The following is a 23,248-nucleotide window of genomic DNA, read 5'->3' on the forward strand; positions in this document are numbered from 1 at the left end:
CGATAATATTAAAATAAAATGTTACAGCCAAAAAGAACGAAGTTCAGAAAGATGCAAAAAGGCAGAATGAAAGGTTTAGCAACTCGTGGTGCTGAATTGTCATTCGGTTCTTTCGGGATTAAATCTTTAGAGGCAACTTGGATTACAAGTCGCCAGATAGAAGCAGCCCGTATTGCGGTAACTCGTTTCATGAAACGTGAAGGTCAAGTTTGGATTAGAATATTCCCGGATAAACCGGTAACTAAAAAACCAGCTGAGGTACGTATGGGTAAAGGTAAAGGTGCTCCAGAATATTGGGTAGCTGTTGTTAGACCCGGACGTATAATTTTTGAGGCAGAAGGTGTTCCTATGGAAGTTGCCAAAGAAGCATTAAGACTAGCAGCTCAAAAATTACCAATTCAAACAAAGTTTGTAGTACGTAGAGATTACGTAGAAGCATAAAAAAGTTGTGGGATCAATGTTATAAATAACTTGTTGTTATAACCGCTAGACCCAGACATAAAAATTAATAAAATGAAGAACTCAGAAATCATAGGGCTTTCAAAAGAAGAACTAGTAGCTAAGATTGCAGAAGAAAAAGAAAACTTGGTAAAGTTAAAATTTGCACACACAATTTCGGCTATAGAAAATCCTACCCGTATTACTAAGGTAAGAAAAGACATCGCCCGATTAACTACTGAATTGACTAAGCTTAAAGCTCAGTCTGCAACTGAAACTAAATAACTTTAGAGTCGAAATGGAAAGACAATTAAGAAAAACAAGAACCGGGTTGGTGGTAAGCAACAAAATGGATAAATCTGTTGTTGTGGCAGTTGAACGTAAAGTGAAACACCCGATCTATGGTAAGTTTGTTAAAAAAACTACCAAATTTATGGCTCATGACGAAAAGAACGAATGTGGTATCGGTGATACTGTATTAATTCAAGAAACGCGTCCGCTGAGTAAAAACAAGAACTGGAGATTAGTACAAATTTTAGAAAGAGCTAAATAAGATGGTACAACAGGAATCACGATTAAACGTAGCCGACAATAGCGGCGCAAAACAAGTACTGGTTATCCGTGTACTTGGTGGAACTGGCAAAAGATATGCTTCAATAGGCGACAAAATTGTTGTTACTGTAAAAAGCGCTTTGCCATCTGGTAACATTAAAAAAGGAACAGTTTCTAAAGCAGTTGTAGTAAGAACTAAAAAAGAAATCAGACGTAAGGATGGTTCTTATATTCGTTTTGATGATAATGCAGCAGTATTGTTAAATGCACAAGACGAGCCACGTGGTACACGTATTTTTGGCCCGGTTGCGAGAGAACTGCGTGAAAAACAATTCATGAAAATTGTATCATTAGCACCGGAGGTATTATAATATGAAAAATAAAGTAACACAAACCAAAGCAAAAATCCGTAAAGGAGATTTAGTAAAGGTTATAGCTGGCGATTCAAAAGGCCAACAAGGTAAAGTTCAAGAAGTATTGGTTGCTAAAAATAGAGTTGTAGTAGAAGGTATTAACCTTGTATCAAAACATACTAAACCAAATGCTGCAACACCAAATGGTGGTATAATTAAAAAAGAAGCTGCTCTTCATATTTCTAACGTACAATTAGTTGATCCAAAAACTGGTAAAACTACTCGTGTTGGTCGTAAATTAAACGCTGACGGAAAATTAGTTAGAGTTGCTAAAATTTCAGGGGAGGAAATCAAATAATGGCATACGTACCAAGATTAAAAAGTAAATATAAAGAGGAAATTGTAACTGCACTTAAAGATAAGTTCAATTACAAAAGCATTATGCAAGTTCCTAAATTAGAGAAAATTGCCATTAACCAAGGTGTTGGCCGTTATTCTGTAACTGACAAAAAAGTTATGGATAGTTCTATCTTAGAAATGAGCACTATCGCAGGTCAACAAGCAGTAGGAGCAAAATCTAAAAAAGATATCTCAAACTTTAAATTACGTAAAGGTATGCCAGTTGGTGTAAGAGTAACTTTACGTGACAATAACATGTATGAGTTTTTAGATCGATTAATTTCCGTAGCTTTGCCACGAATTAGAGATTTCAAAGGAATCAATGATAAAGGATTTGATGGAAAAGGTAATTATACTTTAGGTATCACTGAACAAATCATTTTCCCAGAGATTAACATCGATAAAATCAGCAAGATTTTAGGTATGGATATTACTTTTGTAACGTCTGCTACTACTGATGTTGAAGCATTAGAATTGTTAAAACAATTTGGATTACCGTTTAAAAATCAAAAAACTGAGCAATAATGGCAAAAGAAGGTGTAAAAGCTCGCGAAATTAAGCGCCAAAAATTGGTTGCTAAATATGCAGACAAACGTGCAGAATTAAAAGCTGCAGGTGATTACGAAGGATTAGATAAGTTACCAAAAAACTCATCAGCAGTACGTTTACACAACCGTTGTAAATTAACTGGTCGTCCTCGTGGATACATGCGTACTTTTGGTATATCAAGGGTTACTTTTCGTGAAATGGCTTTAGATGGAAAAATACCAGGCGTAAGAAAAGCAAGCTGGTAATTAAGAGGTTATAAATTTTGAGTTATAAGTTGTAAGTTGTATTTTTGCAGCCCTTACAGCTTATAGCTCTTTAGTATATAGCAAGAATTAGAATTTTAACCGATAGCAGGTCCTAGAGCCAGAGGGCAAACAGGATACCACTATCACAACTCAATAATAATGAATACAGATCCAATCGCAGATTATCTGACAAGAGTGAGAAATGCCATCAAGGCTAATCACAGAATTGTAGAAATTCCTGCATCAAACCTTAAAAAGGAAATTACAAAAGTACTTTTTGATAAAGGTTACATCGCAAACTACAAGTTTGAAGACACTAACGCTCAAGGCGTTATCAAAATTGCTTTGAAATACAATGCAATTACTAAAATCTCGGCTATCCGTACGTTAACACGTATCAGCAAACCAGGTTTAAGACAATACGCTGGTGTAGATAATATGCCAAGAGTATTAAATGGTTTAGGTATCGCAATCTTATCTACTTCTAAAGGTGTAATGACTGATAAAGAAGCAGCCAAATTAAACATTGGCGGTGAGGTATTGTGTCACGTTTATTAATTAAAGGAGGATAGCACAATGTCAAGAATAGGAAAGAATCCAATTAATGTACCTGCTGGTGTAACTATAACTGTATCTAACGATAACGTTGTTACTGTTAAAGGTCCAAAAGGAGAATTAACTCAAGCGGTAGACGCAGATATTATTATCAGTCAAGAAGATGGCGTACTTACAGTAAGCCGTCCAACTGAGCAAAAAAGACATAAAGCCTTACACGGTTTATATCGTTCTTTAATCAACAATATGGTTGTTGGTGTTACAGATGGTTTTAAAATAGAACAAGAATTAGTAGGTGTGGGTTACCGTGCTACTAACCAAGGTAATACTTTGGATCTAGTTTTAGGTTATTCTCACCACTATGTATTCCAGTTACCAACAGAGATTAAAGTAACTACTACATCAGAAAAAGGTCAAACTCCTAAAATTATTTTAGAGAGTATCGATAAACAATTGATAGGTCAAGTAGCAGCGAAAATTCGTTCATTACGTACCCCAGAGCCTTATAAAGGTAAAGGTATCAAGTTTGTTGGTGAAGTGTTAAGAAGAAAAGCAGGTAAATCAGCTTCTAAAAAATAATCAAAATGGCAGGAAAAAAATTATCTCGTAGAGATCGTATAAAAAAAGGTATCAGAAAAAGACTTACTGGATCTGAAAACCGTCCACGTTTATCAGTTTATAGAAGCAATAAAGGGATTTATGCTCAAATCATCAATGATGTAACTGGTAGTACAATAGTTTCAGCATCATCTTTATCTAAAGATTTTACTGGTAAAGGAAACAAATCTGATCAGTCAATAGCAGTAGGCAAATTAATTGCTGAAAAAGCAATTGCAGCTGGTGTTAAAGAAGTTGTTTTCGACAGAAATGGTTACTTATACCATGGTCGTGTTAAATCGTTGGCAGATGGTGCTCGCGAGGCTGGTTTAGTATTTTAATCTAAGAAATAGGATAAGATGTCAACTATCAATATAAAAAGAGTTAAGACTAGCGAGATCGAATTAAAAGATCGTTTAGTTAGCATACAACGTGTTGCCAAAGTAACCAAAGGTGGTCGTACTTTCAGCTTCTCAGCCATTGTGGTTGTAGGAGATGAGCAAGGTGTTGTTGGTTATGGTTTAGGTAAAGCTAAGGAGGTTACAGAAGCTATTGCTAAAGGAATTGATGATGCAAAAAAGAACTTAGTTAAAGTTCCAATTTTGCACGGTACAGTTCCACATGAGCAAATAGGTAAATTCTCTGGTGGTTTTGTTTTAATCAAACCAGCTGCAGTAGGTACTGGTGTAATTGCAGGTGGTGCAATGCGTGCTGTATTAGAGAGTGCTGGTATTCATAACGTACTAGCAAAGTCAAAAGGTTCATCAAACCCACACAACGTGGTAAAAGCAACAGTAGATGCTTTAACTAAAATGCGTGATGCTTATACAGTAGCACAGCACCGTGGTGTAGATTTAAATAAAGTTTTTAACGGATAATATCATGGCTAAAATTAAAATTACCCAAATTAAAAGCATTATCGATAGAAGCGAACGCCAAAAAAGAACTATGCAAGCTTTAGGTTTAAAAAAAATGAACCAAAGTGTAGAAGTTGAGGCTAACGCTGCCATTATTGGGATGGTAAGAAAAGTTAATCACTTAGTAGCTATAGAGACTATTTAATTATTAAAATCTGTTTAAGTGAGTTTTTGCTTAAACAGATTTTTATTTATTTATCGTTGTCCCTGATTAGTGAAAGCGAAGGGCAACACAACAAGTTTAAAAAATGAACTTAAGTAATTTAAAACCTGCAGCAGGTTCTGTAAAAAAAGTTAAAAGAATTGGTCGTGGTCAAGGTTCTGGTCGTGGTGGTACATCTACTCGTGGTCATAAAGGAGCTGGTTCACGTTCTGGTCACAAAACAAAAATCGGTTTTGAAGGTGGTCAAATGCCATTACAACGTCGTGTGCCTAAAGTTGGTTTCAAACCAATTAACCGTACAGAATATGTAGGCGTTAACTTAGACATACTACAAGGATTGGCAGAAAAATTCAATTTAACAACCATTGATTTTGCTGCTATACAAGAGCATGGTTTAGCTTCTAAAAACGACTTAGTGAAAATCTTAGGTCGTGGTGAAGTTAAAGCTAAATTGGAAGTTACAGCTCATGCTTTTTCTGCAACTGCACAAAAAGCAATCGAAGCTGCTGGAGGCTCAATCGTAAAATTGTAATTAATGAAGAAGCTATTTACTACTTTAAGTAATATCTGGAAAATACAAGAATTAAAAGAACGTATATTATTTACGTTAATGATTCTTGTAATTTACAGGGTCGTTTGTCAAGTGGTTCTACCAGGTGTAGATCCTGCTCAGTTAGTAGATACTCAAAAAACTGGAATTTTAGGTTTGTTGGATATGTTTGCAGGTGGTGCTTTTTCAAAAGTATCAATTGTAGCTTTAGGCGTAATGCCTTATATCTCTGCATCTATTGTTGTACAGTTGTTAGGTATTGCTGTCCCTTCTTTCCAAAAAATGCAAAAAGAAGGTGAGAGTGGCAGAAAAAAATTAACACAGTACACGCGTTATCTAACAGTTTTTATTACAGCTATACAAGCTGTTGGTTATGTAAAAACTCAAATTAAACCAGAAGCAATACTTATTGATCATTTTACATTTTATGTGTTATCAGGCTTTGTATTAACGGCTGGAACTTTGTTTGTAATGTGGTTAGGTGAGAAAATCACTGATAAGGGAATTGGTAACGGTACGTCAGTAATTATTATGGTGGGTATTATAGCCCGTTTGCCAATCGCGCTACAACAAGAAGTTTCTTCAAAATTTGCTGGTAATGATGGCGGTTTGATTATGATTGTTTTAGAGATTGTTGCTTTATTAGCCGTTGTAATGTTTACTATCCTTATTGTTCAAGGTGTGCGTAAAGTACCTGTACAATATGCAAAAAGAATTGTTGGTAATAGACAAGTTGGGGGAGTTAGACAATATATTCCATTAAAAGTAAACGCGGCTGGTGTAATGCCAATCATTTTTGCTCAAGCTTTAATGTTTATTCCTAATGCTTTAATAGGCTTGTTTCCTGAAAAGCTAACAGATAGTTGGTTACACCAGTATACAGATATTACATCGTTAACTTACAGTTTAACATTTGCATTTTTAATTATTGCATTTACTTTCTTCTATACTGCAATTACTGTTAACCCAACTCAAATGTCTGATGACATGAAAAAGAATGGCGGATTTATTCCAGGTATTAAACCAGGACTAGCTACTTCTTCTTTCATTGATGATGTTATTTCTAAGATTACTTTCCCAGGATCGCTTTTCTTAGCAATTATTGCAATCCTTCCTTCATTTGCTGTTAAATTGGGTATTCAACAAGAATTTGCTCAATTCTTTGGAGGTACGTCATTATTAATTTTAGTTGGTGTTGTTTTAGATACTTTACAACAAATTGAAAGTTATTTATTAATGCGCCACTATGATGGTTTAATGAAAACAGGTAGAGTTACAGGCAGAACAGGAATTCCTGCAGCTGGCACTGGAGCCGCTTTGTAAAAGTTAACATGTCAAAAATTTATTATAAATCTCCGGAGGAGATCGAATTAATAAGAGAAAGTTCTTTACTTGTTTCAAAAACGTTAGCAGAAGTTGCTAAAATAATTGCACCAGGTGTTACTACTATTGCATTAGATAAATTAGCTTATGAATTTATTAAGGATCATGGAGCTATTCCTGCCTTTTTAAATTATGGAGGTTTCCCTAATTCATTGTGTATTTCACCAAATGACCAAGTGGTTCACGGTTTCCCTAATGACTATGTTATCAAGGAGGGAGACTTAATTTCAGTTGATTGTGGTGTAATTAAAAATAACTTTTTTGGCGATTCTGCTTATACATTCTCTATTGGAGAAGTGGATACCGAAAAGCAAAAACTAACTAAAGTAACTCAAGAGTGCTTAAGTCTAGCAATAGATAAAGCAGTTGTTGGTATGCGAATTGGAGATATTGCTTTTGCAGTACAAAATCATGCAGAGAGCAACGGTTTTGGAGTTGTTAGAGAACTTGTAGGGCATGGTGTTGGAGTTAAGCTTCACGAGAAACCAGAAGTGCCAAATTATGGTAAAAGAGGTAGTGGAGTTAAATTAGAAGAAGGAATGGTAATTGCCATAGAGCCAATGATTAATGCTGGTACTCCAGCTGTTAAGTTTTGGTCTGATGGATGGACAGTAACTACAAGAGATAATAAACCTTCAGCACATTTTGAACATACGGTTGCTATCAAAAGGGGGAAAGCAGATGTTTTATCGACCTTTTCACTTATTGAAGAAGTTTTAAAAGAAAAAAAGTAAAAAATTAAAAATTTTTATTTAATTTTGCAACCCTGTTTAATAGCAGCTAATTAAGTAAAAATCAATATAATATGGCTAAACAAGCCTCAATTGAACAAGACGGAGTAATAAGAGAAGCGTTATCAAATGCTATGTTTCGAGTAGAACTTGAAAATGGCCATGAAATTATCGCTCATATTTCAGGAAAGATGAGGATGCACTACATCAAAATCCTTCCTGGAGATAAAGTTAAATTAGAGATGTCGCCTTACGATTTATCAAAAGGCAGGATTACTTATAGATATAAATAAAATGAAAGTTAGGTCATCAATTAAAAAACGTAGCGCTGATTGTAAGATTATTCGCCGTAAAGGAAAACTTTACGTAATTAACAAGAAAAATCCAAAGTACAAGCAACGTCAAGGATAATTAAAAACATTCGAATGAACTCGTACAACGGTGGTCCGCCGTTCGGTCGTTCGTCTTAAAACAACTTATAAATATGGCAAGGATTTCAGGTATTGATTTACCAAGAAACAAAAGAGGTGAAATTGGGTTAACTTATATCTTCGGAATAGGTAGACAAACTGCTCAGAACATTTTAACTGAGGCAGGAATTGATTTCAATAAAAAAGTACAAGACTGGTCAGACGATGAATTGTCTGCTATCCGTACAATCATTAACGATGGAATTAAAGTAGAAGGTGCTTTACGTTCTGAAGTTCAATTAAACATCAAACGTTTAATGGATATTGGTTGTTACCGTGGCTTACGTCATAGAAAAGGTTTGCCTGTTCGTGGTCAACGTACAAAAAACAACTCTCGTACTCGTAAAGGGAAGAGAAAAACAGTTGCTAACAAGAAAAAAGCTACTAAATAATAAATGATAAGCAATCTTTATGATTGCTTGGAACAAATTAATTAAAACGGTTAATGGGTCCGGGTTATTCGCTAATCCAGTAATTCACTAACTTATTATTAAAGCAAAATGGCTAAAAGCAAAAAAGTTACCAAAAAGCGTATAGTTGTTATCGAGTCTGTAGGTCAGGCTCACATCAACGCTACGTTCAACAACATCATTGTAACACTAACAAATAACAACGGTCAAACTATTTCATGGTCGTCTGCAGGTAAAATGGGATTTAAGGGTTCAAAAAAGAACACTCCATACGCTGCTGGTCAAGCTGCATCTGATTGCGGTAAAGTAGCATTTGATTTAGGTCTACGTAAAGTAGAAGTATTTGTTAAAGGCCCAGGTTCAGGCCGTGAGTCTGCAATCAGAACTTTACAAGTAGCTGGTATCGAAGTAACATCTATTAAAGATATTACTCCGCTTCCACACAATGGATGTCGTCCTCCTAAAAAGAGAAGAGTTTAATTAATCATTTTTTAAAGCTAAGAGTCTGCAATTTAAAGGTTGCATGATACTTTAAAATCAAAACAACACAATGGCAAGATATACCGGACCAAAGTCCAAAATCGCCCGTAAATTCAGAGAGCCAATTTTCGGCCCTGACAAAGTATTAGACAGAAAAAATTACCCTCCAGGCCAACATGGCGCTTCTAAAAGAAGAGGAAAACAATCTGAGTACGCAGTACAGTTAATGGAAAAACAAAAAGTAAAATACACTTATGGTGTGTTAGAAAAACAATTCCGTAACTTATTTACTAAAGCTTCTTCTCGTGAAGGTATCACTGGTGATAACTTATTACAATTATTAGAAGCACGTTTAGATAACACTGTATACAGACTAGGTATCGCTCCAACCCGTTCAGGTGCACGTCAATTGGTTAGCCACAAACATGTAACTGTAAATGGTGAGGTTGTTAATATTCCATCATATCAATTAAGATCTGGTGATGTAATTGCAGTACGTGATAAATCTAAATCATTAGAAGCAATCACAAACTCTGTAGCAGGAAGAATAATCAATAAATTCAATTGGTTAGATTGGAATGCAAGCGAGTTAACAGGTAAGTTTTTAGCTTATCCTAACCGTGATGAGATCCCAGAAAACATTAAAGAGAATCTTATAGTAGAGTTATACTCTAAGTAATAATATCAGTTAAAGCCTACATGGCTTTAACTTTTTTACGTTACACATTATTAATATAACGATCTAAAAACATTATAAATGGCAATTTTAGCATTTCAGAAACCAGATAAGGTAATCATGCAGAAATCAACTGATTTCGATGGTCAATTTGAATTTCGTCCTTTAGAGCCCGGTTTCGGTGTAACAATTGGTAATGCCTTGAGAAGAATTTTACTTTCTTCATTAGAAGGTTTTGCAATTACAAGTATTCGTTTTTCAGGCGTTTCTCATGAATTTTCTACCATGAAAGGTGTGGTAGAAGATCTAACTGAAATCATCTTAAATTTAAAACAAGTTCGTTTTAAAAAAGTAGGTGAGTCAGGAGATTCAGAGAAAGTATTCATCATTGTAAATGGTCAAGACCAATTCTTAGCAGGTGATATCACAAAATTCTCTAACAACTTCGAGGTTTTAAACCCTGATTTTGTAATCTGTAACATGGAGAAATCAGTTACTTTAGAAGTAGAATTAACTATTAATAAAGGACGTGGTTATGTTCCAGCAGAAGAGAACAAAATTACTGATACAGTAGTTGGTGTAATTGCAATCGATTCGATTTTTACTCCAATGAAAAATGTAAAATACACGATCGAAAACTATCGTGTTGAGCAAAAAACAGATTACGAGAAATTAATTCTAGATATTTCTACCGATGGTTCAATCCATCCAGAAGAAGCTTTGAAAGAAGCTGCTAAAATTTTAATCCAACACTTTATGTTGTTCTCTGATGAGAATTTGGTATTAGAATCTCAAGCTAAAGAAGAAACTAAAGAAGTTGATGAGGAAATTTTACATATGCGTAAAATACTTAAAACTGAATTAGTTGATTTAGATCTTTCTGTACGTGCTTTAAACTGCTTAAAAGCAGCTGATATCCGTACTTTGGCTGATCTAGTTTCTTACGATGTTGCTGATATGTTAAAATTCAGAAACTTCGGTAAAAAATCATTAACTGAAATTCAAGAACTAGTTAAATCTAAACAATTATCGTTTGGAATGAACCTTTCTAAATTCAAGTTAGACGAAGAGTAAAGTTTTCAGTTTTGAGTTTCAGTTGTGAAATTGTAACTCAAGGCTCGGAATATAATTAATTAAATATTCACTGTGTATAATTCCCTCAGATTAAGTTCAAAGAGACGGTATACACTTTACAAAACAAACAATGAGACACGGTAAAAAAAATAACCATTTAGGCAGAACAACTTCGCACAGAAAAGCGATGTTAGCTAACATGGCTTCTTCATTAATTAAGCACAAGAGAATTTCAACTACTTTAGCTAAAGCGAAAGTTTTACGTGGTTATGTTGAGCCTCTAATTACAAAATCTAAAACTGATACTACGCACTCTCGTCGTATTGTTTTCTCTTACTTACAAGATAAAGAAGTGGTAACTGAATTGTTCCGTGATGTAGCTGCAAAAGTTGCTAATCGTCCAGGTGGTTATACTCGTATTATCAAATTAAACAATCGTTTAGGTGATAATGCTGAAATGGCATTAATTGAATTAGTTGATTACAACGAAGTTTACGGTAAAGATACTGCTGCTGAAGAAAAGAAAACTACACGTAGAGGTAGAAGCAAAGCTAAAAAAGCTGATGCTCCTGCGGCTGAGGCTAAAGCTCCAAAAGCTGAAGCTGTAGTTGAAGAAGCTGTAGTTGTTGAAGAAGAAGCAGCACCAGCTGTTGAAGAAACTCCTGCAACTAAAGAAGCTAAACCAGAAGCTAGCGCTGAAGAAGAAGCTCCAAAAGCATAGTTAATCTTAACTAAAATATAAAAGCCCTTTAAGAATTTCTTAAAGGGCTTTTTTTATAAACAATGCATTGAGTTTGAAGTTATAAAGTTTATACTTTAATATCTTGCATCCCATAATGTTTTAAAATATCATCAGGGACACCTGCCCATTGATTTGGAGTGTTGCCTACATAACCAATATCTCTTACTCCAATTTCACTAGTATAGAAACCAGATGCCGTGAGACTTCTCATTCTATTGAAGAAGGAAACTCCTGCTCGCATTTCAGGTTTTGCTTTATTAGGGTAAGCAATTTCATCAATAATGCTAATTCGTTCTTGAGCAGATGCTTCAATGAAAGGCTTTTCAAATCTATTAAAACATTGTATATCTAGCCATTTTAAACCACCTCGCATTGGTACTTGATGGTCTGGCATATCCTTTACAATAAATTCTATAAATTCTGGAACTTTGGCGTCTGTTGCACTACCTGATATCTCATCTTTTGGAATGATAATGTCAACCAAAACTGTTATGGTAGCCATTTCATGCTTATTAAAGAAAGTTTCATTCTTTAATTTTTGATCTCTCTCTGTTTCCCATGGTTCACGCCCTGCTGTACTTTCAGCTGTGCTAACTACTTCTTTTTCTGCTGAATCTTTACATGCACCAACTAATAGGGTTGTACTTAATGCAGTTAGGCCTATAGCCTTTAAGGAATCGCGTCTATTCATAATTTAAATATTGTGTTTTTTCTTTTCAGCTAAAATATATTCTGCAGTTCTCATGGATAAAGCTAAGATAGTCCATGTAGCATTTTTATCTCCCTGTTGCACAAATGGCCCGGCATCAACTACAAATAAATTTTTGCAATCATGTGCCTGGCAGTATTTATTTAATGCTGATTTACTAGGGTCATCTCCCATGCGAATGGTGCCAACTTCATGAATGATTTTTCCAGGAGCTAACAATCCGTAATTGGTTTCGGGCCCATGAATTGTAGAAGTAACAATTCCACCCATTTCTTTCATAATTGACAGAAATGTTTCTTGCATATGTTTGGCCTGCAAGATTTCTTCTTTCGCCCATTTATAATGAAATTTCAAAACAGGAATACCAAATTTATCAACTACATCTGGGTCGATTTCACAATAGTTGTCTTCCCGAGCAATGGCAGTGCCACGACCCGCCATGCCTACTCCGGTGCCATAAAAACGACGGTAATCATCTTTTAAAGCCGAACCATAACCACCTGCATCTTTCATTTTTCCGTTTTTGTCTGGTACCAATCCATTCATAGTTGGTACACCTCCTCCAAATCCGTAAGATGGCATACTCATTCCACCACCATATTCAATGTGGTAGCCTCGAGGGAAATCTAATTTTTTATTGTCTAACCACCAAGGAGAGTAGATATGGATACTTCCTAATCCATCTTCATTATATCTTTTTCTATCCATTAATTGAGGAAGAAACCCTGATACGCCTGCTCCAGTAGAATCGTGTAGATATTTACCAACAACCCCACTATTATTTGCTAATCCATTTGGGTGTTGCGATGATTTTGAATTTAAAAGTATTCTGGCAGACTCACAGGCACTGGCTCCTAAGATGATTAGCTTTCCATTTACTTGATATTCCTGTAAATCTTTTCGATTTACATAAGAAATACCCTTTGCTGTACCATCCTTATTGGTAATCACTTCCCTAACCATAGCATCAGTTATTACAGTTAAATTACCTGTGCTTACTGCTGGAATTACTAAACAAGATGATGCTGAAAAATCTCCATATACCTTACAGCCCCTGCCGCATTGGCCACAGTAAAAACAAGGTGCTCGATCATTGTTGCCTTTAATAGATTCTGTCATTACTGCACCCCTACCAGTAATTACTTTAACACCTGCTTTTTCTGCGCCTTTTTTAATGAAAAGTTCATTTAAGCGTGGTTTAGGTGGTTTCATAAAGATACCATCAGGCTCATTTTCTATACCTTCTACTGAACCATATATGCCAATCATTCGATCAACCTTATCATAAAATGGCTTTACGTCTGCATAAGTGATTGGCCAATCATCAGTTAATCCATCTTTTGGCTTAAAATCATCTGGTCCCATCCGTAAAGAAATCCTACCCCAATGGTTGGTTCTTCCACCAAGCATGCGAGACCGAAACCATTCGAATTCAGTTCTGTCTTTTTTAGTATATGGTTCTCCTTCTAGTTCCCAACCTCCATAGGAAGCATCAAAATCTCCAAAAGGTCTTGTTGTTCCAGCCCCACGTCTTGGAGACTCCCATGGCCATTTCATTTGATGAGAATCTATTCTTGGGTCGAAATATTGACCCGCTTCAAGCATTAATACTTTTTGTCCAGCATTTGCCAAAACATAGGCAGCCATTCCTCCTCCAGCACCTGAGCCTACAATAATGGCATCATATACAGTAGAAGACTTTTTTATTTGAAAGTCGCTCATTTTAAATGGTTAGAATTTTACGATATCCTAATTTAAAGCTTAATTTTGTGAAATGGAAACGTTATGACTACAATTTTGATAATGTAGCCTTAATGTTAACTAAATCGATTTATTTATATGAGCAATAGTGATATTCTATTAAAGTTTGCAAACCTTTTAAAAGCCAGCATAGCTGAAAAAAACCTAGTTAAATTATCTCTCGGAAATTATCAAGGTAATGACAAGGAACTGAAAAATCTGTATGTGAAGCTGGTTAAAATTAAAAGAGCTGATATGTTATCTTTTAATTATCGATATAAAACTAGAGATATATTTAAAAATTTACTGCTTGAAGAGGGCACTGGTTTAATCATCAACCTGTTGAGTAATGATTTCAAGATTGCAACCTTATTTACCGTTGACAAAGAAATAATTATAGAACACGATAAAAAAGGTTTGATTAAGCTACGTGAGCGTGAATTGAATGTGAAACTCGAACCAAAACTTGCTCACGATAAGGAGAAAAAAAGATTGATCAAGCCTACAGCAAATAATTATCTTCACTCTTTAAAAATTACCGATGCTGAAGGTAATGTTTTTAAAAATGCGCAAGATAAATACAAGCAAATCAATCAATATATTGAGATTTTAAGTTCATTAATTAAAGAATTGCCAGATGGAACCATTAAAAATGTGGTAGATATGGGTTCTGGTAAAGGCTACCTTACTTTTGCTCTGTATGATTATTTGCATCAACAGCTTAACTTAAATGCTAAAGTTACCGGTGTTGAGTTTAGAGAGGATTTAGTAAAATTATGTAATGATATTGCCAAACAATCTAATTTTGAACAATTAAATTTTGTTGAAGGAACTATTGAAGATTATAAAGTAAAAGAGATTAATTTATTGATTGCCCTACATGCTTGTGATACTGCAACTGATGATGCCATCTTTAAAGGAATAAGTGTAGGTGCAGAATTAATTGTTGTTGCACCCTGTTGCCACAAACAAATTAGAAGGGAAATTGAAAAGCACAAGGTTAAAAATGAAGTTTCTTTTTTAACTAAATACGGGATTTTTTTAGAGCGCCAAGCTGAAATGGTGACTGATGGAGTTAGAGCCTTAATTCTTGAATATTATGGTTATAAAACTAAAGTGTTCGAATTTATTTCTGATGCAAATACTCCGAAGAATGTTTTAGTGGTAGGAGTGAAGAGAACTGAAAGCTCAAAGAATAAAGATCAAAGCGAAGAAAGGGCAAAAATTTTACAAAAAATAAAAGATACTAAAGCTTATTTCGGGATTGATTATCATCATCTAGAACGATTGTTGGGGCTTAATTAATTTTTAACTTTAATAAGAAACGAATGCTGTATCATTTTTTACCACGATATTCATAGAATAATCTAATGATCTCCCATTGGTATAATAACCACTTTTTACAATATGATACTTTCCATTTTGCTTAAAGCTTAAATTATACTCTCCATCTGTTTTATTTTTCTCTAGATTTAAATTACCTGACTCTTTTGCATCGCTTTCAATATATGCGAAAAACAGAGAATCTAAATTTTCTGATGTTGTAAGCTTAACGTTTGAAATAGCTACTTGTGATTCATTAATGATTTTGACCTTTATCGACTTATTTCCAAATGGGCCAACACAACTTAATAATGAAATTGTAAGTAATGAGAGTAATATGTATTTCATATATAGGATTTGTAGTTCGATTAAAATTTATGCGGTTTGTTACGCTCATTTATTTATCTATTGATTAAATTAATAAATTATAAACCTTATTTTTTTATGCATTTAATTTAGGCTTAAGCCACAGTTTTACATTTAGCACAAGCTTTTGTTATTTTAAACCTGCTGATAGCGAACACGAAGCCACAGGCGAGTAAAGCAGATAAGAGGACTACAAATCTCAAGAATTACTGACATTCGTTTTCAAAAAAACTACAAATTATTAAATAATCTGCCTTTTGACTTATTTCTGACAACGTGTCAGCACGATTTAACTTCATTTTTTACATTTTAACAGTCTTTTGAATGTTATTTCTGCCAAAACCTGATTGGCACATTGCTTGTTATTAAGCTTGTAAACAATAAAAATTTAAAAGAAATACATAATAAAATGGGAAAAATAATTGGTATAGACTTAGGAACAACAAACTCTTGCGTTTCTGTAATGGAAGGTAACGAACCTGTAGTTATAGCCAACAGTGAGGGTAAACGTACAACGCCATCTATTGTTGCTTTTGCAGAAAACGGCGAGCGTAAAGTGGGTGAGCCTGCGAAACGTCAGGCGATAACGAACCCTACAAAAACAATTTATTCTATTAAACGCTTTATGGGTTCTAGCTTTGCTGAGGTTTCGAAAGAAGTTGGTAGAGTACCTTATAAAGTTATTAAAGGTGATAACAACACACCTCGCGTAGAGATTGACGACCGTAAATATACTCCACAAGAGATTTCTGCTATGATTTTGCAGAAAATGAAAAAAACGGCTGAAGATTTCTTAGGACATGAAGTTACTGAAGCAGTTATTACTGTTCCAGCTTATTTTAACGATGCGCAACGTCAGGCTACGAAAGAAGCAGGCGAAATAGCTGGTTTAACTGTAAAACGTATCATTAACGAGCCAACTGCAGCTGCTTTAGCTTATGGTTTAGATAAAGCACACAAAGACATGAAAATTGTTGTGTTTGACTGTGGTGGTGGTACACATGATGTTTCTGTTTTAGAGTTAGGTGATGGCGTTTTTGAAGTAAAATCTACTGATGGTGATACTCACTTAGGTGGTGACGATTTTGACCACGTAATTATCGATTGGTTAAATGACGAGTTTAAAGCTGAAAACAGCATGGACTTGAGCAAAGACCCAATGGCTTTACAACGTTTAAAAGAAGCGGCTGAAAAAGCTAAAATTGAGTTATCAAGCACTACTTCTACAGAAATTAACTTGCCATACATTACTGCTGATGCAAGCGGCCCAAAACACTTAGTTAGAACTTTAAGCCGTGCTAAATTTGAGCAATTGGCTGGTGATTTAATTAAACGTACTATTGATCCTTGTAAATCTGCTTTGAAAAATGCTGGTTTAAAAGTTGGTGATATCGACGAAATTATCTTAGTAGGTGGTTCAACTCGTATCCCTGCAATTCAAGATGCTGTTAAAGCTTTCTTTGGTAAAGAGCCAAGTAAAGGTGTAAACCCTGATGAAGTTGTAGCAATTGGTGCTGCTATTCAAGGTGGTGTTTTAACTGGTGAGGTTAAAGATGTATTGTTATTAGATGTTACCCCGCTTTCTTTAGGCATTGAAACTATGGGTGGTGTAATGACTAAGTTAATTGAAGCAAATACAACTATTCCTTCTAAAAAAGCAGAAACCTTCTCTACTGCTGCTGATAATCAGCCTTCTGTAGAAATCCATATTTTACAAGGCGAGCGTCCAATGGCTGCTCAAAACCGTACAATTGGTCGTTTCATTTTAGATGGTATTCCACCTGCACCTCGCGGTGTGCCTCAAGTAGAAGTGGCTTTTGATATTGATGCTAACGGTATTTTACACGTAAGCGCTAAAGATAAAGCTACTGGTAAAGAGCAAAAAATCCGTATCGAAGCATCTTCTGGTTTAACTGATGAAGAAATCAAGAAAATGAAAGAAGAAGCTGAAGCAAATGCAGAATCTGATGCTAAAGCAAAAGAAGAAGCAGATAAAATTAACGGTGCTGATGCTTTAATTTTCTCTACTGAGAAACAATTGAAAGAGTTTGGTGATAAATTATCTGCTGATAAAAAAGCGCCAATCGAAGCTGGTTTAGAGAAATTAAAAGCAGCTCATTTGTCTCGTAACTTTGCAGATATTGATGCAGCTCAAGAAGAGTTACAAACTGCATGGAATGCAGCTTCAGAAGAAATGTACAAAGCTGGTGAGCAACCTCAAGGAGAAGCACCACAAGCTGATGCACAACAAGGTGGCGATACTGTTACTGATGTTGATTTTGAAGAAGTAAAAGACGAAGAGAAGAAATAAGTCAATTCTCAGTTTTCAATTGACAGTTTTCAGTTGAATATAATATTTAAAGGCGTTGCTGATTAAGTTCAGTAACGCTTTTTTGTTTAATGTCATCGTCATTGCGAGGAACGAAGCAATCTTAAGGTGACATTTTTGAAAATGAATGGCAGTGTTTTATGGCCAGTTCAGTCCCGCTATTCACTACAATACTTTTTGTTTACCCCTCGACTTCGCTCAGGCTAACAAAAAGTATTTTCGTTACTATTGGGTTTATATAACAAAGGAAAAGCGCTTTTGGGAATGTTTTAATGATAAAGCAAGTAGATTCTTCGCTTCGCTCTGAATGACAAACGCTTCGCTCTGAATGACAAAATTAAGATAAACATTCTTCTATTATTCCTTGCAAAACTTTTTCATTTTCAAATAACTCGTTCAATAATTTGAATTGATTTTTTGTTCTGTCTAAATTTTGCTCTGGATAAGCAATAGGATAATAGTCACTACCATTTAGATAATCTGTTAAAAAACGTAAAGCCTGCATATAAACAATATATTTTCCAGAGAACAAGATCAATTCTTTCTCTGTTTCTGTTAATATACTAGACATTTCAGAAAGATAACCTTCAATAGTTGCTTTAAAATAATCTATCCTAATTTTTACTTTATTAAGGTCAGTCTCATCCTCAGAAAAAGCACAAAGATAAGTTCGCATCATATCACCTAAATCTGATATAAACTTACCAGGCATTAAAGTATCTAAATCTATTACACAGACGCCTCTATAGTCATCTTCATTTAAAAGGACATTGCTAATTTTAGTGTCGTGATGCATTACTCTATTTGGAAAATCCTTGCGATGCTCGTAAGAACAGTAGTAATCAACTATAAAATGATGATGAAGTGCTGTGTCAATTTCATGCTTGGCATTTTCTTTTAATTCAGCTTTCGCTTTACTTAAGGCAAAAATAAATTGTTCATAGCGCCAAACTAAATCATGAAAGCCATTGATTGTTGGTTTTAAGCTAGATGCGTCAAAATTATTTAACAATCGACTAAGTTTACCGAATTGTTTTGCTGCTTCATAAGCTTGTTTAGGATTGCTTAAAGTATCGAGAGCAACTGTGTTTTCTACAAATGGAAGTAAGCGCCAATAATCATGGTGACTAAGCATTAAGTCTCCATTTAAGGTTGTAATTGGTGCCGGAAAAAGGTATGCTGGATAATGGTTCTTTAAGTAATCTGCTACAGCCTTAATATTGTTTGCAATAGCAAAAGGGTCTTTAAAAACTTGGGTGTTAATATTTTGAAGAATATACTTTTTATTGTCTTGTGTTAAAAGCAAATAGGTTCGGTTAATATGTCCCGAACCTATTTGTTGTAAAGCAATAGTATCTAAAGTGAAACCGTAAGCTTTTAATATTTCTTCGTCAATATTTAGCTCCATAGTTTTTCTGGATACGCGCCATCTTTAATCAATTGATCTATGCTAGCTTGTACGAAAGGTTTATCTTCCTTATAAGTTACACCAAACCATTGATTTGAAGTTGGTACTACTTTAAAGGCTGCAGTATTACTTTTTACTAAATTTTCTCCAATTAATGGGATAAAGAATTCTGCTTTAGGTTTATCCTTATTGGCTAATGCAAATTCTCTGAAAAGATCTTCTGTAACTTTAAAAACAGCAGGAGTAAAACCCCAGAAATTCATTGAAACTGGAGTTTCATAGGCTAATGGATGTTTTGTATCATATTCTTCATAAACAATAGCATCGCCATCTTGATAAATTTTAGTGCGTTCTACAATTTCTTCTAAGTTCCCATTACCATCAACTTTACAAACGCCACGAGATACAGCACCAAAATCTGATAGTGTTTTACCGATTTGATAACCGATAATAGAGAAATTGCTATCTGTAGCTTCTTCATTCAAGAAAGCTACCATTTTTTTATAGGCATCAAAACCATAAAAATCATCTGCATTAATTACACAGAACGGTTCTTTTATTACTTTTCGTCCTGATAAGATAGCATGAGCAGTACCCCAAGGTTTTTCTCTATAAATCTCTTCTTCAATACCAAATTGTTTTAAATCGAAGTTTTGAAAAACGTAATCTGTTTCAATTTTTCCTTGCAGCTTGGCATCAAAAATGCTTTTGAAGTTTTCTACAAATTCTTCTTTGATGATAAAAACAACCTTGCCGAAGCCAGCTTTAATTGCATCATATATAGAATAATCGATGATAGTTTCGCCATTTGGACCGAAGCCATCTATTTGTTTCATACTTCCGTAACGGCTAGCCATACCAGCAGCCAAAATTAGTAGGGTTGGTTTCATTAATTAATTTTATAAAATTGGTTCGGATGATTATTAATTAGTAGGTGGCAAAGATAAGTTTTAAAAGCCAAAAATGCCACCACTTCTTGATCTTGGTTTTTTACCTGTAAGCATTCCAAAAAGACCGCGGACAATTTCTTTTCCAATCTGACGAGTTATAGTAGCGCCCATTACTTGTTCTACTATGCTTTTTTCTCCGGGTTTAGGTTTACTTTCTTCTACTCTTTTTTGTTCTTCTTCTGCAGCTGCCTTTATTTCATTGTCTTCAGCCATTTTTTCATTAATTCTATCGGTTAACATTTCGAAAGCACTTACCGGATCGATAGATTTTTGGTATTTGGTAAATAAAGGGCTTGATTGCATTAATTTTTCGCAATCTATTGCAGCCATTGGCCCCATTACTGCTCTTGGGGGCGTTAACATAGTTGCGGCAACTTCTGTAGGGATACCTTTTTCATTGAGTACAGTAACAAGTGCTTGCCCAGTACCCAATGCTGTTAACATTTTATCTATTTCATAAAATTCAGACTTTGGATAAGTATTAACAGTTTTCTTTAAAGCATCTACATCATTAGGTGTAAAAGCTCTTAGCGCATGTTGCACTCTGTTTCCTAGCTGCGCCAAAACTGTTTCTGGAATATCCATAGGCGATTGTGTACAAAAGAAAACTCCAATTCCCTTAGAGCGAATTAGTCTGATGATTGTATTTACTTGTTCTAAAAATGCCTTTGGAGCATCATTGAAAAGCAAATGTGCCTCATCAAAAAAGAAAACCAATTTTGGTTTATCTAAATCTCCAGCTTCTGGCATTGCTTGGTAAATTTCTGCCAAAAGACTCAATAAAAAAGTAGAATATAGTACAGGCTGATTTTGTACATCTGCAATATTTAAAAGAGAGATTACGCCTTTGCCATCTATGCGATTAATTAAGTCATTAATGTCATAGGAAGTTTCACCAAACATACCTCCTAAGCCTTGCTGCTCAATAGCAACAATTTTTCTTAAAATGGTACTTGATGTAGCTGTAGAAATAGAGCCATAACTGCTTTTTATTTCAATTGCTCCTGCGCCTTCAGATAGATAACCAAGTAGCTTTTTTAAGTCATTTAAATCAACAATAGGCATTTTGTTATCATCCGCATACTTAAAGATTACTGCTAAAACACCTGTTTGTGTATCATTTAGTTCTAGAATTTTGGCTAATAAAACTGGTCCAAATTCTGTAACTGTGGCACGCATTTGTGCGCCAGTTTTTCCACTAAGGGAATAAAGTTCTATCGGAAATCCAGTAGGGGTGAAGGGTTTGTCTAATTGTTTCGCTCTGTCTTCAATTTTAGGGTTTGTAGTTCCTGCTTGATATAAACCAGATAAATCTCCCTTAACATCTAACATAAATACAGGTACGCCAGCATCTGAAAGTTGTTCAGCTAATAATTGTAATGTCCTGGTTTTACCCGTTCCTGTTGCACCAGCAATTAAACCATGGCGGTTCATCATTCGCAAAGGCAAATTCACTTCTGCGGCAGCTAATACTTCGCCATCTAAAATGCCTGCTCCTAAATAAATCGATGCCCCAGTTGGTGCATACGATGTTTTTATTTTTTCAATAAATAAAGATTTTTTGTCACTCATAGTACAGGTGTTTTTCGGGTTTAAATTAAGAAAGAAATATGGGAATTGAAATAGATAATTAACCACATAAAAACATAGTTAACATAGAACTTTTTAAATAGATATTATTTTATAAAGAAGATTTTAAGCTTATAATTAAAAAATTCAGTTACAAATAGGTATTGGATTGCTTAGTGTGAATTCATCCGTTCTTGAAATTCATCTACAAACAAACTTACGTGATAACCATCTGCCAAAGCATGATTAACGTGAATAGATATTGGCATTGATTTTTTACCATCGGTTTCTGTCATTTTACCGAATGAGATTTTTGGACAGCTATCTTTAAATGAAAAACTACGTGCATGAGAAAGTGAAGTGAATTTTAACCAAGGCATAGCCGAAATATGAATTACATTGTCTCCAGAACCTGCGGGGATTAAACCAGTTGAGTTTTGAACTCGTTGTATTTCTTTTTTAGCTACCGATTGAAATTCTTCAAAATCTGTAGCATAATCTATATATGAAAAGCCGAACGTGCCATCTGGGCGATTAATGACTGCCGAAGCATTAACTTGGTCGTAAATATAAATTTGGTTATCCTCAATTCTTAGTCTGAAATTTTCTACAGCATTGGCTGATGCTAAAGCTTGGTGCAAATAATACAAGAAAAACCGATGCCTTCTTTTTTACACTTATCGTAAGCAATGGTACAATCAATATCTACCACTACTCCAAAAAACGGTTCTTCAAATCGATTAAAGAAATTGAAATGATCTTTTCTGGACCAGTTTTCTAAGTCAAGCAGCTGTTTCATTTTTTAAGGATGGCTAAAATTTCATCAATTGAAGCTATGGCAGAAAAATTATCATGAGCTACATTATTTTCTACAACTTCGTGCGCCCAAGTGGTATGATATGGAACGTGAACAGCATTTCCTCCAATTTGTAACACAGGTAAAACATCTGATTTTAAAGAATTTCCAATCATCAAAAAGTCTTCAGGTTTGCAATCTAAGTGTTTCAAGAGTTTAAGGTAGTCTTTCTCTTGTTTGTCGCTCATGATCTCGATATGATGAAAGTATTTTTCTAATCCAGATTTTTGCAGCTTTCTTTCCTGGTCCAATAAATCACCTTTGGTAGCGACAACTAAACGATATTCTCCTTTTAAGGCATCTAAAACTGTTTCAACACCATTTAATAATTCAATGGGTTTGTTTAGCTGTTCTTTGCCAAATTCAATGGCTTTGCTAATCATTTCTAAACTTGCTGTTCCTTCGGTAACTTCTAAAATAGTTTCAATCATAGAGAGCATAAAGCCTTTAATGCCATAACCATATAAAGGGAGATTTCTGATTTCTATTTTAAAAAGCGCTGCGGCAACACTGTGTAGCGGAAGGTAATCTTCTAACAGCGCACAAAACTTATCCTCAGCTTCGCGGAAATAGGGTTCGTTTACCCATAAAGTATCATCGGCATCAAATGCGATAACTTTGATATTAGTCATTTTGGAGGTGTTTTTAGATCGGTAAAAATAGCTAAATTGTTTAAACGTTAAGCTGGTAAATTAATGTTTTGAAAATGAAAGG

At 34.8% G+C, this 23,248-nt stretch carries 33 protein-coding genes; 24 read left to right on the forward strand and 9 right to left on the reverse strand.

Going from position 1 to position 23,248, the window contains the following annotated elements; genetic code table 11:
• The first annotated feature begins 18 nt into the window (after positions 1-18).
• The 22 genes from rplP to rplQ all read left to right on the forward strand — a co-directional run bounded on the left by rplP (position 19) and on the right by rplQ (position 11,263).
• On the forward strand, positions 19-441 hold the full coding sequence (gene rplP, locus FA048_RS17030; protein ID WP_131555073.1) for a 50S ribosomal protein L16: 423 nt from the start codon (positions 19-21) through the stop codon (positions 439-441).
• A gap of 72 nt (positions 442-513) precedes the next feature.
• A complete protein-coding gene (gene rpmC / locus FA048_RS17035) occupies positions 514-723 on the forward strand; it encodes a 50S ribosomal protein L29 (protein ID WP_090992923.1) in 210 nt (69 codons plus the stop codon).
• A gap of 13 nt (positions 724-736) precedes the next feature.
• Complete coding sequence (gene rpsQ / locus FA048_RS17040; RefSeq protein ID WP_055130475.1) at positions 737-991, forward strand: 30S ribosomal protein S17; 255 nt, start codon at positions 737-739, stop codon at positions 989-991.
• Position 992: 1 nt separating this feature from the next.
• On the forward strand, positions 993-1,361 hold the full coding sequence (rplN, locus tag FA048_RS17045; protein WP_041878524.1) for a 50S ribosomal protein L14: 369 nt from the start codon (positions 993-995) through the stop codon (positions 1,359-1,361).
• Position 1,362: 1 nt separating this feature from the next.
• Complete coding sequence (gene rplX / locus FA048_RS17050; protein WP_136843381.1) at positions 1,363-1,701, forward strand: 50S ribosomal protein L24; 339 nt, start codon at positions 1,363-1,365, stop codon at positions 1,699-1,701.
• On the forward strand, positions 1,701-2,267 hold the full coding sequence (gene rplE / locus FA048_RS17055) for a 50S ribosomal protein L5 (protein WP_136843384.1): 567 nt from the start codon (positions 1,701-1,703) through the stop codon (positions 2,265-2,267). Before rplX ends, rplE begins: the two co-directional genes overlap by 1 nt.
• The gene (rpsN, locus tag FA048_RS17060) at positions 2,267-2,536 is read left to right on the forward strand and encodes a 30S ribosomal protein S14 (protein ID WP_136843386.1); all 270 of its coding nucleotides are present in this window, start codon (positions 2,267-2,269) and stop codon (positions 2,534-2,536) included. Before rplE ends, rpsN begins: the two co-directional genes overlap by 1 nt.
• A gap of 159 nt (positions 2,537-2,695) precedes the next feature.
• Complete coding sequence (gene rpsH / locus FA048_RS17065) at positions 2,696-3,094, forward strand: 30S ribosomal protein S8 (RefSeq protein WP_136843388.1); 399 nt, start codon at positions 2,696-2,698, stop codon at positions 3,092-3,094.
• Between the two features lie 18 nt (positions 3,095-3,112).
• Positions 3,113-3,670, forward strand: coding sequence for a 50S ribosomal protein L6 (gene rplF, locus FA048_RS17070; RefSeq protein ID WP_136843390.1), 558 nt, complete (start codon positions 3,113-3,115; stop codon positions 3,668-3,670).
• 5 nt (positions 3,671-3,675) lie between these two features.
• Positions 3,676-4,029, forward strand: coding sequence for a 50S ribosomal protein L18 (rplR, locus tag FA048_RS17075; RefSeq protein WP_136843392.1), 354 nt, complete (start codon positions 3,676-3,678; stop codon positions 4,027-4,029).
• Positions 4,030-4,047: 18 nt separating this feature from the next.
• Entirely contained in the window at positions 4,048-4,566 is a 519-nt protein-coding gene (rpsE, locus tag FA048_RS17080) for a 30S ribosomal protein S5 (protein ID WP_055130468.1), read from the forward strand.
• 4 nt (positions 4,567-4,570) lie between these two features.
• Positions 4,571-4,750: a 50S ribosomal protein L30 gene (rpmD, locus tag FA048_RS17085; RefSeq protein ID WP_131555081.1), complete on the forward strand. Its 180-nt coding sequence runs from the start codon at positions 4,571-4,573 to the stop codon at positions 4,748-4,750.
• A 103-nt stretch (positions 4,751-4,853) separates the two neighbouring features.
• The gene (rplO, locus tag FA048_RS17090) at positions 4,854-5,300 is read left to right on the forward strand and encodes a 50S ribosomal protein L15 (RefSeq protein WP_136843394.1); all 447 of its coding nucleotides are present in this window, start codon (positions 4,854-4,856) and stop codon (positions 5,298-5,300) included.
• Between the two features lie 3 nt (positions 5,301-5,303).
• The gene (gene secY / locus FA048_RS17095; protein ID WP_136843396.1) at positions 5,304-6,641 is read left to right on the forward strand and encodes a preprotein translocase subunit SecY; all 1,338 of its coding nucleotides are present in this window, start codon (positions 5,304-5,306) and stop codon (positions 6,639-6,641) included.
• Positions 6,642-6,649: 8 nt separating this feature from the next.
• Positions 6,650-7,435 (forward strand): type I methionyl aminopeptidase, encoded by a 786-nt coding sequence (map, locus tag FA048_RS17100; protein ID WP_136843400.1) that lies wholly within the window; start codon positions 6,650-6,652, stop codon positions 7,433-7,435.
• A gap of 71 nt (positions 7,436-7,506) precedes the next feature.
• Positions 7,507-7,725, forward strand: a complete 219-nt coding sequence (gene infA, locus FA048_RS17105) for a translation initiation factor IF-1 (protein WP_008244555.1) — start codon at positions 7,507-7,509, stop codon at positions 7,723-7,725.
• Position 7,726: 1 nt separating this feature from the next.
• Entirely contained in the window at positions 7,727-7,843 is a 117-nt protein-coding gene (rpmJ, locus tag FA048_RS17110; RefSeq protein ID WP_010599887.1) for a 50S ribosomal protein L36, read from the forward strand.
• A gap of 73 nt (positions 7,844-7,916) precedes the next feature.
• On the forward strand, positions 7,917-8,294 hold the full coding sequence (rpsM, locus tag FA048_RS17115; RefSeq protein ID WP_136843402.1) for a 30S ribosomal protein S13: 378 nt from the start codon (positions 7,917-7,919) through the stop codon (positions 8,292-8,294).
• A gap of 108 nt (positions 8,295-8,402) precedes the next feature.
• The gene (gene rpsK, locus FA048_RS17120) at positions 8,403-8,792 is read left to right on the forward strand and encodes a 30S ribosomal protein S11 (RefSeq protein ID WP_025145207.1); all 390 of its coding nucleotides are present in this window, start codon (positions 8,403-8,405) and stop codon (positions 8,790-8,792) included.
• 70 nt (positions 8,793-8,862) lie between these two features.
• Positions 8,863-9,471, forward strand: coding sequence for a 30S ribosomal protein S4 (gene rpsD / locus FA048_RS17125; protein WP_136843404.1), 609 nt, complete (start codon positions 8,863-8,865; stop codon positions 9,469-9,471).
• Between the two features lie 78 nt (positions 9,472-9,549).
• Positions 9,550-10,542, forward strand: coding sequence for a DNA-directed RNA polymerase subunit alpha (locus FA048_RS17130; RefSeq protein WP_055130460.1), 993 nt, complete (start codon positions 9,550-9,552; stop codon positions 10,540-10,542).
• A gap of 130 nt (positions 10,543-10,672) precedes the next feature.
• Positions 10,673-11,263: a 50S ribosomal protein L17 gene (gene rplQ, locus FA048_RS17135; protein WP_136843406.1), complete on the forward strand. Its 591-nt coding sequence runs from the start codon at positions 10,673-10,675 to the stop codon at positions 11,261-11,263.
• 88 nt (positions 11,264-11,351) lie between these two features.
• Here rplQ and FA048_RS17140 read toward each other — a convergent pair whose 3' ends face one another.
• The gene (locus FA048_RS17140) at positions 11,352-11,975 is read right to left on the reverse strand and encodes a gluconate 2-dehydrogenase subunit 3 family protein (protein ID WP_136843409.1); all 624 of its coding nucleotides are present in this window, start codon (positions 11,973-11,975) and stop codon (positions 11,352-11,354) included.
• 3 nt (positions 11,976-11,978) lie between these two features.
• Positions 11,979-13,715, reverse strand: a complete 1,737-nt coding sequence (locus tag FA048_RS17145) for a GMC oxidoreductase (RefSeq protein WP_136843411.1) — start codon at positions 13,713-13,715, stop codon at positions 11,979-11,981.
• 117 nt (positions 13,716-13,832) lie between these two features.
• Between FA048_RS17145 and FA048_RS17150 the strand changes: the two genes are divergently transcribed.
• Positions 13,833-15,038, forward strand: coding sequence for a class I SAM-dependent methyltransferase (locus tag FA048_RS17150; protein WP_136843413.1), 1,206 nt, complete (start codon positions 13,833-13,835; stop codon positions 15,036-15,038).
• Between the two features lie 9 nt (positions 15,039-15,047).
• Here FA048_RS17150 and FA048_RS17155 read toward each other — a convergent pair whose 3' ends face one another.
• Positions 15,048-15,404 (reverse strand): hypothetical protein, encoded by a 357-nt coding sequence (locus FA048_RS17155; protein WP_136843415.1) that lies wholly within the window; start codon positions 15,402-15,404, stop codon positions 15,048-15,050.
• 427 nt (positions 15,405-15,831) lie between these two features.
• Here FA048_RS17155 and dnaK point away from each other — a divergent pair, with 427 nt between their 5' ends.
• Complete coding sequence (dnaK, locus tag FA048_RS17160; protein WP_136843417.1) at positions 15,832-17,733, forward strand: molecular chaperone DnaK; 1,902 nt, start codon at positions 15,832-15,834, stop codon at positions 17,731-17,733.
• A gap of 355 nt (positions 17,734-18,088) precedes the next feature.
• Here dnaK and FA048_RS17165 read toward each other — a convergent pair whose 3' ends face one another.
• The 6 genes from FA048_RS17165 to FA048_RS17185 all read right to left on the reverse strand — a co-directional run bounded on the left by FA048_RS17165 (position 18,089) and on the right by FA048_RS17185 (position 23,166).
• Positions 18,089-19,159, reverse strand: a complete 1,071-nt coding sequence (locus FA048_RS17165) for a phosphotransferase enzyme family protein (RefSeq protein ID WP_136843419.1) — start codon at positions 19,157-19,159, stop codon at positions 18,089-18,091.
• Positions 19,150-20,049: a nucleotidyltransferase family protein gene (locus FA048_RS17170; RefSeq protein WP_136843421.1), complete on the reverse strand. Its 900-nt coding sequence runs from the start codon at positions 20,047-20,049 to the stop codon at positions 19,150-19,152. Before FA048_RS17170 ends, FA048_RS17165 begins: the two co-directional genes overlap by 10 nt.
• Positions 20,050-20,109: 60 nt before the next feature.
• The gene (locus tag FA048_RS17175) at positions 20,110-21,681 is read right to left on the reverse strand and encodes a helicase HerA-like domain-containing protein (protein ID WP_136843423.1); all 1,572 of its coding nucleotides are present in this window, start codon (positions 21,679-21,681) and stop codon (positions 20,110-20,112) included.
• 170 nt (positions 21,682-21,851) lie between these two features.
• Positions 21,852-22,319 (reverse strand): CatA-like O-acetyltransferase, encoded by a 468-nt coding sequence (locus FA048_RS17180; RefSeq protein ID WP_262709725.1) that lies wholly within the window; start codon positions 22,317-22,319, stop codon positions 21,852-21,854.
• Entirely contained in the window at positions 22,304-22,477 is a 174-nt protein-coding gene (locus tag FA048_RS20035; protein ID WP_262709726.1) for a CatA-like O-acetyltransferase, read from the reverse strand. Before FA048_RS20035 ends, FA048_RS17180 begins: the two co-directional genes overlap by 16 nt.
• Positions 22,474-23,166, reverse strand: a complete 693-nt coding sequence (locus FA048_RS17185) for an HAD family hydrolase (RefSeq protein ID WP_136843425.1) — start codon at positions 23,164-23,166, stop codon at positions 22,474-22,476. Before FA048_RS17185 ends, FA048_RS20035 begins: the two co-directional genes overlap by 4 nt.
• Positions 23,167-23,248: the final 82 nt, after the last annotated feature.

The sequence above is a fragment of the Pedobacter polaris genome (genome assembly GCF_005116505.1).
In the GTDB taxonomy this organism is placed as follows: Bacteria; Bacteroidota; Bacteroidia; order Sphingobacteriales; family Sphingobacteriaceae; genus Pedobacter; species Pedobacter polaris.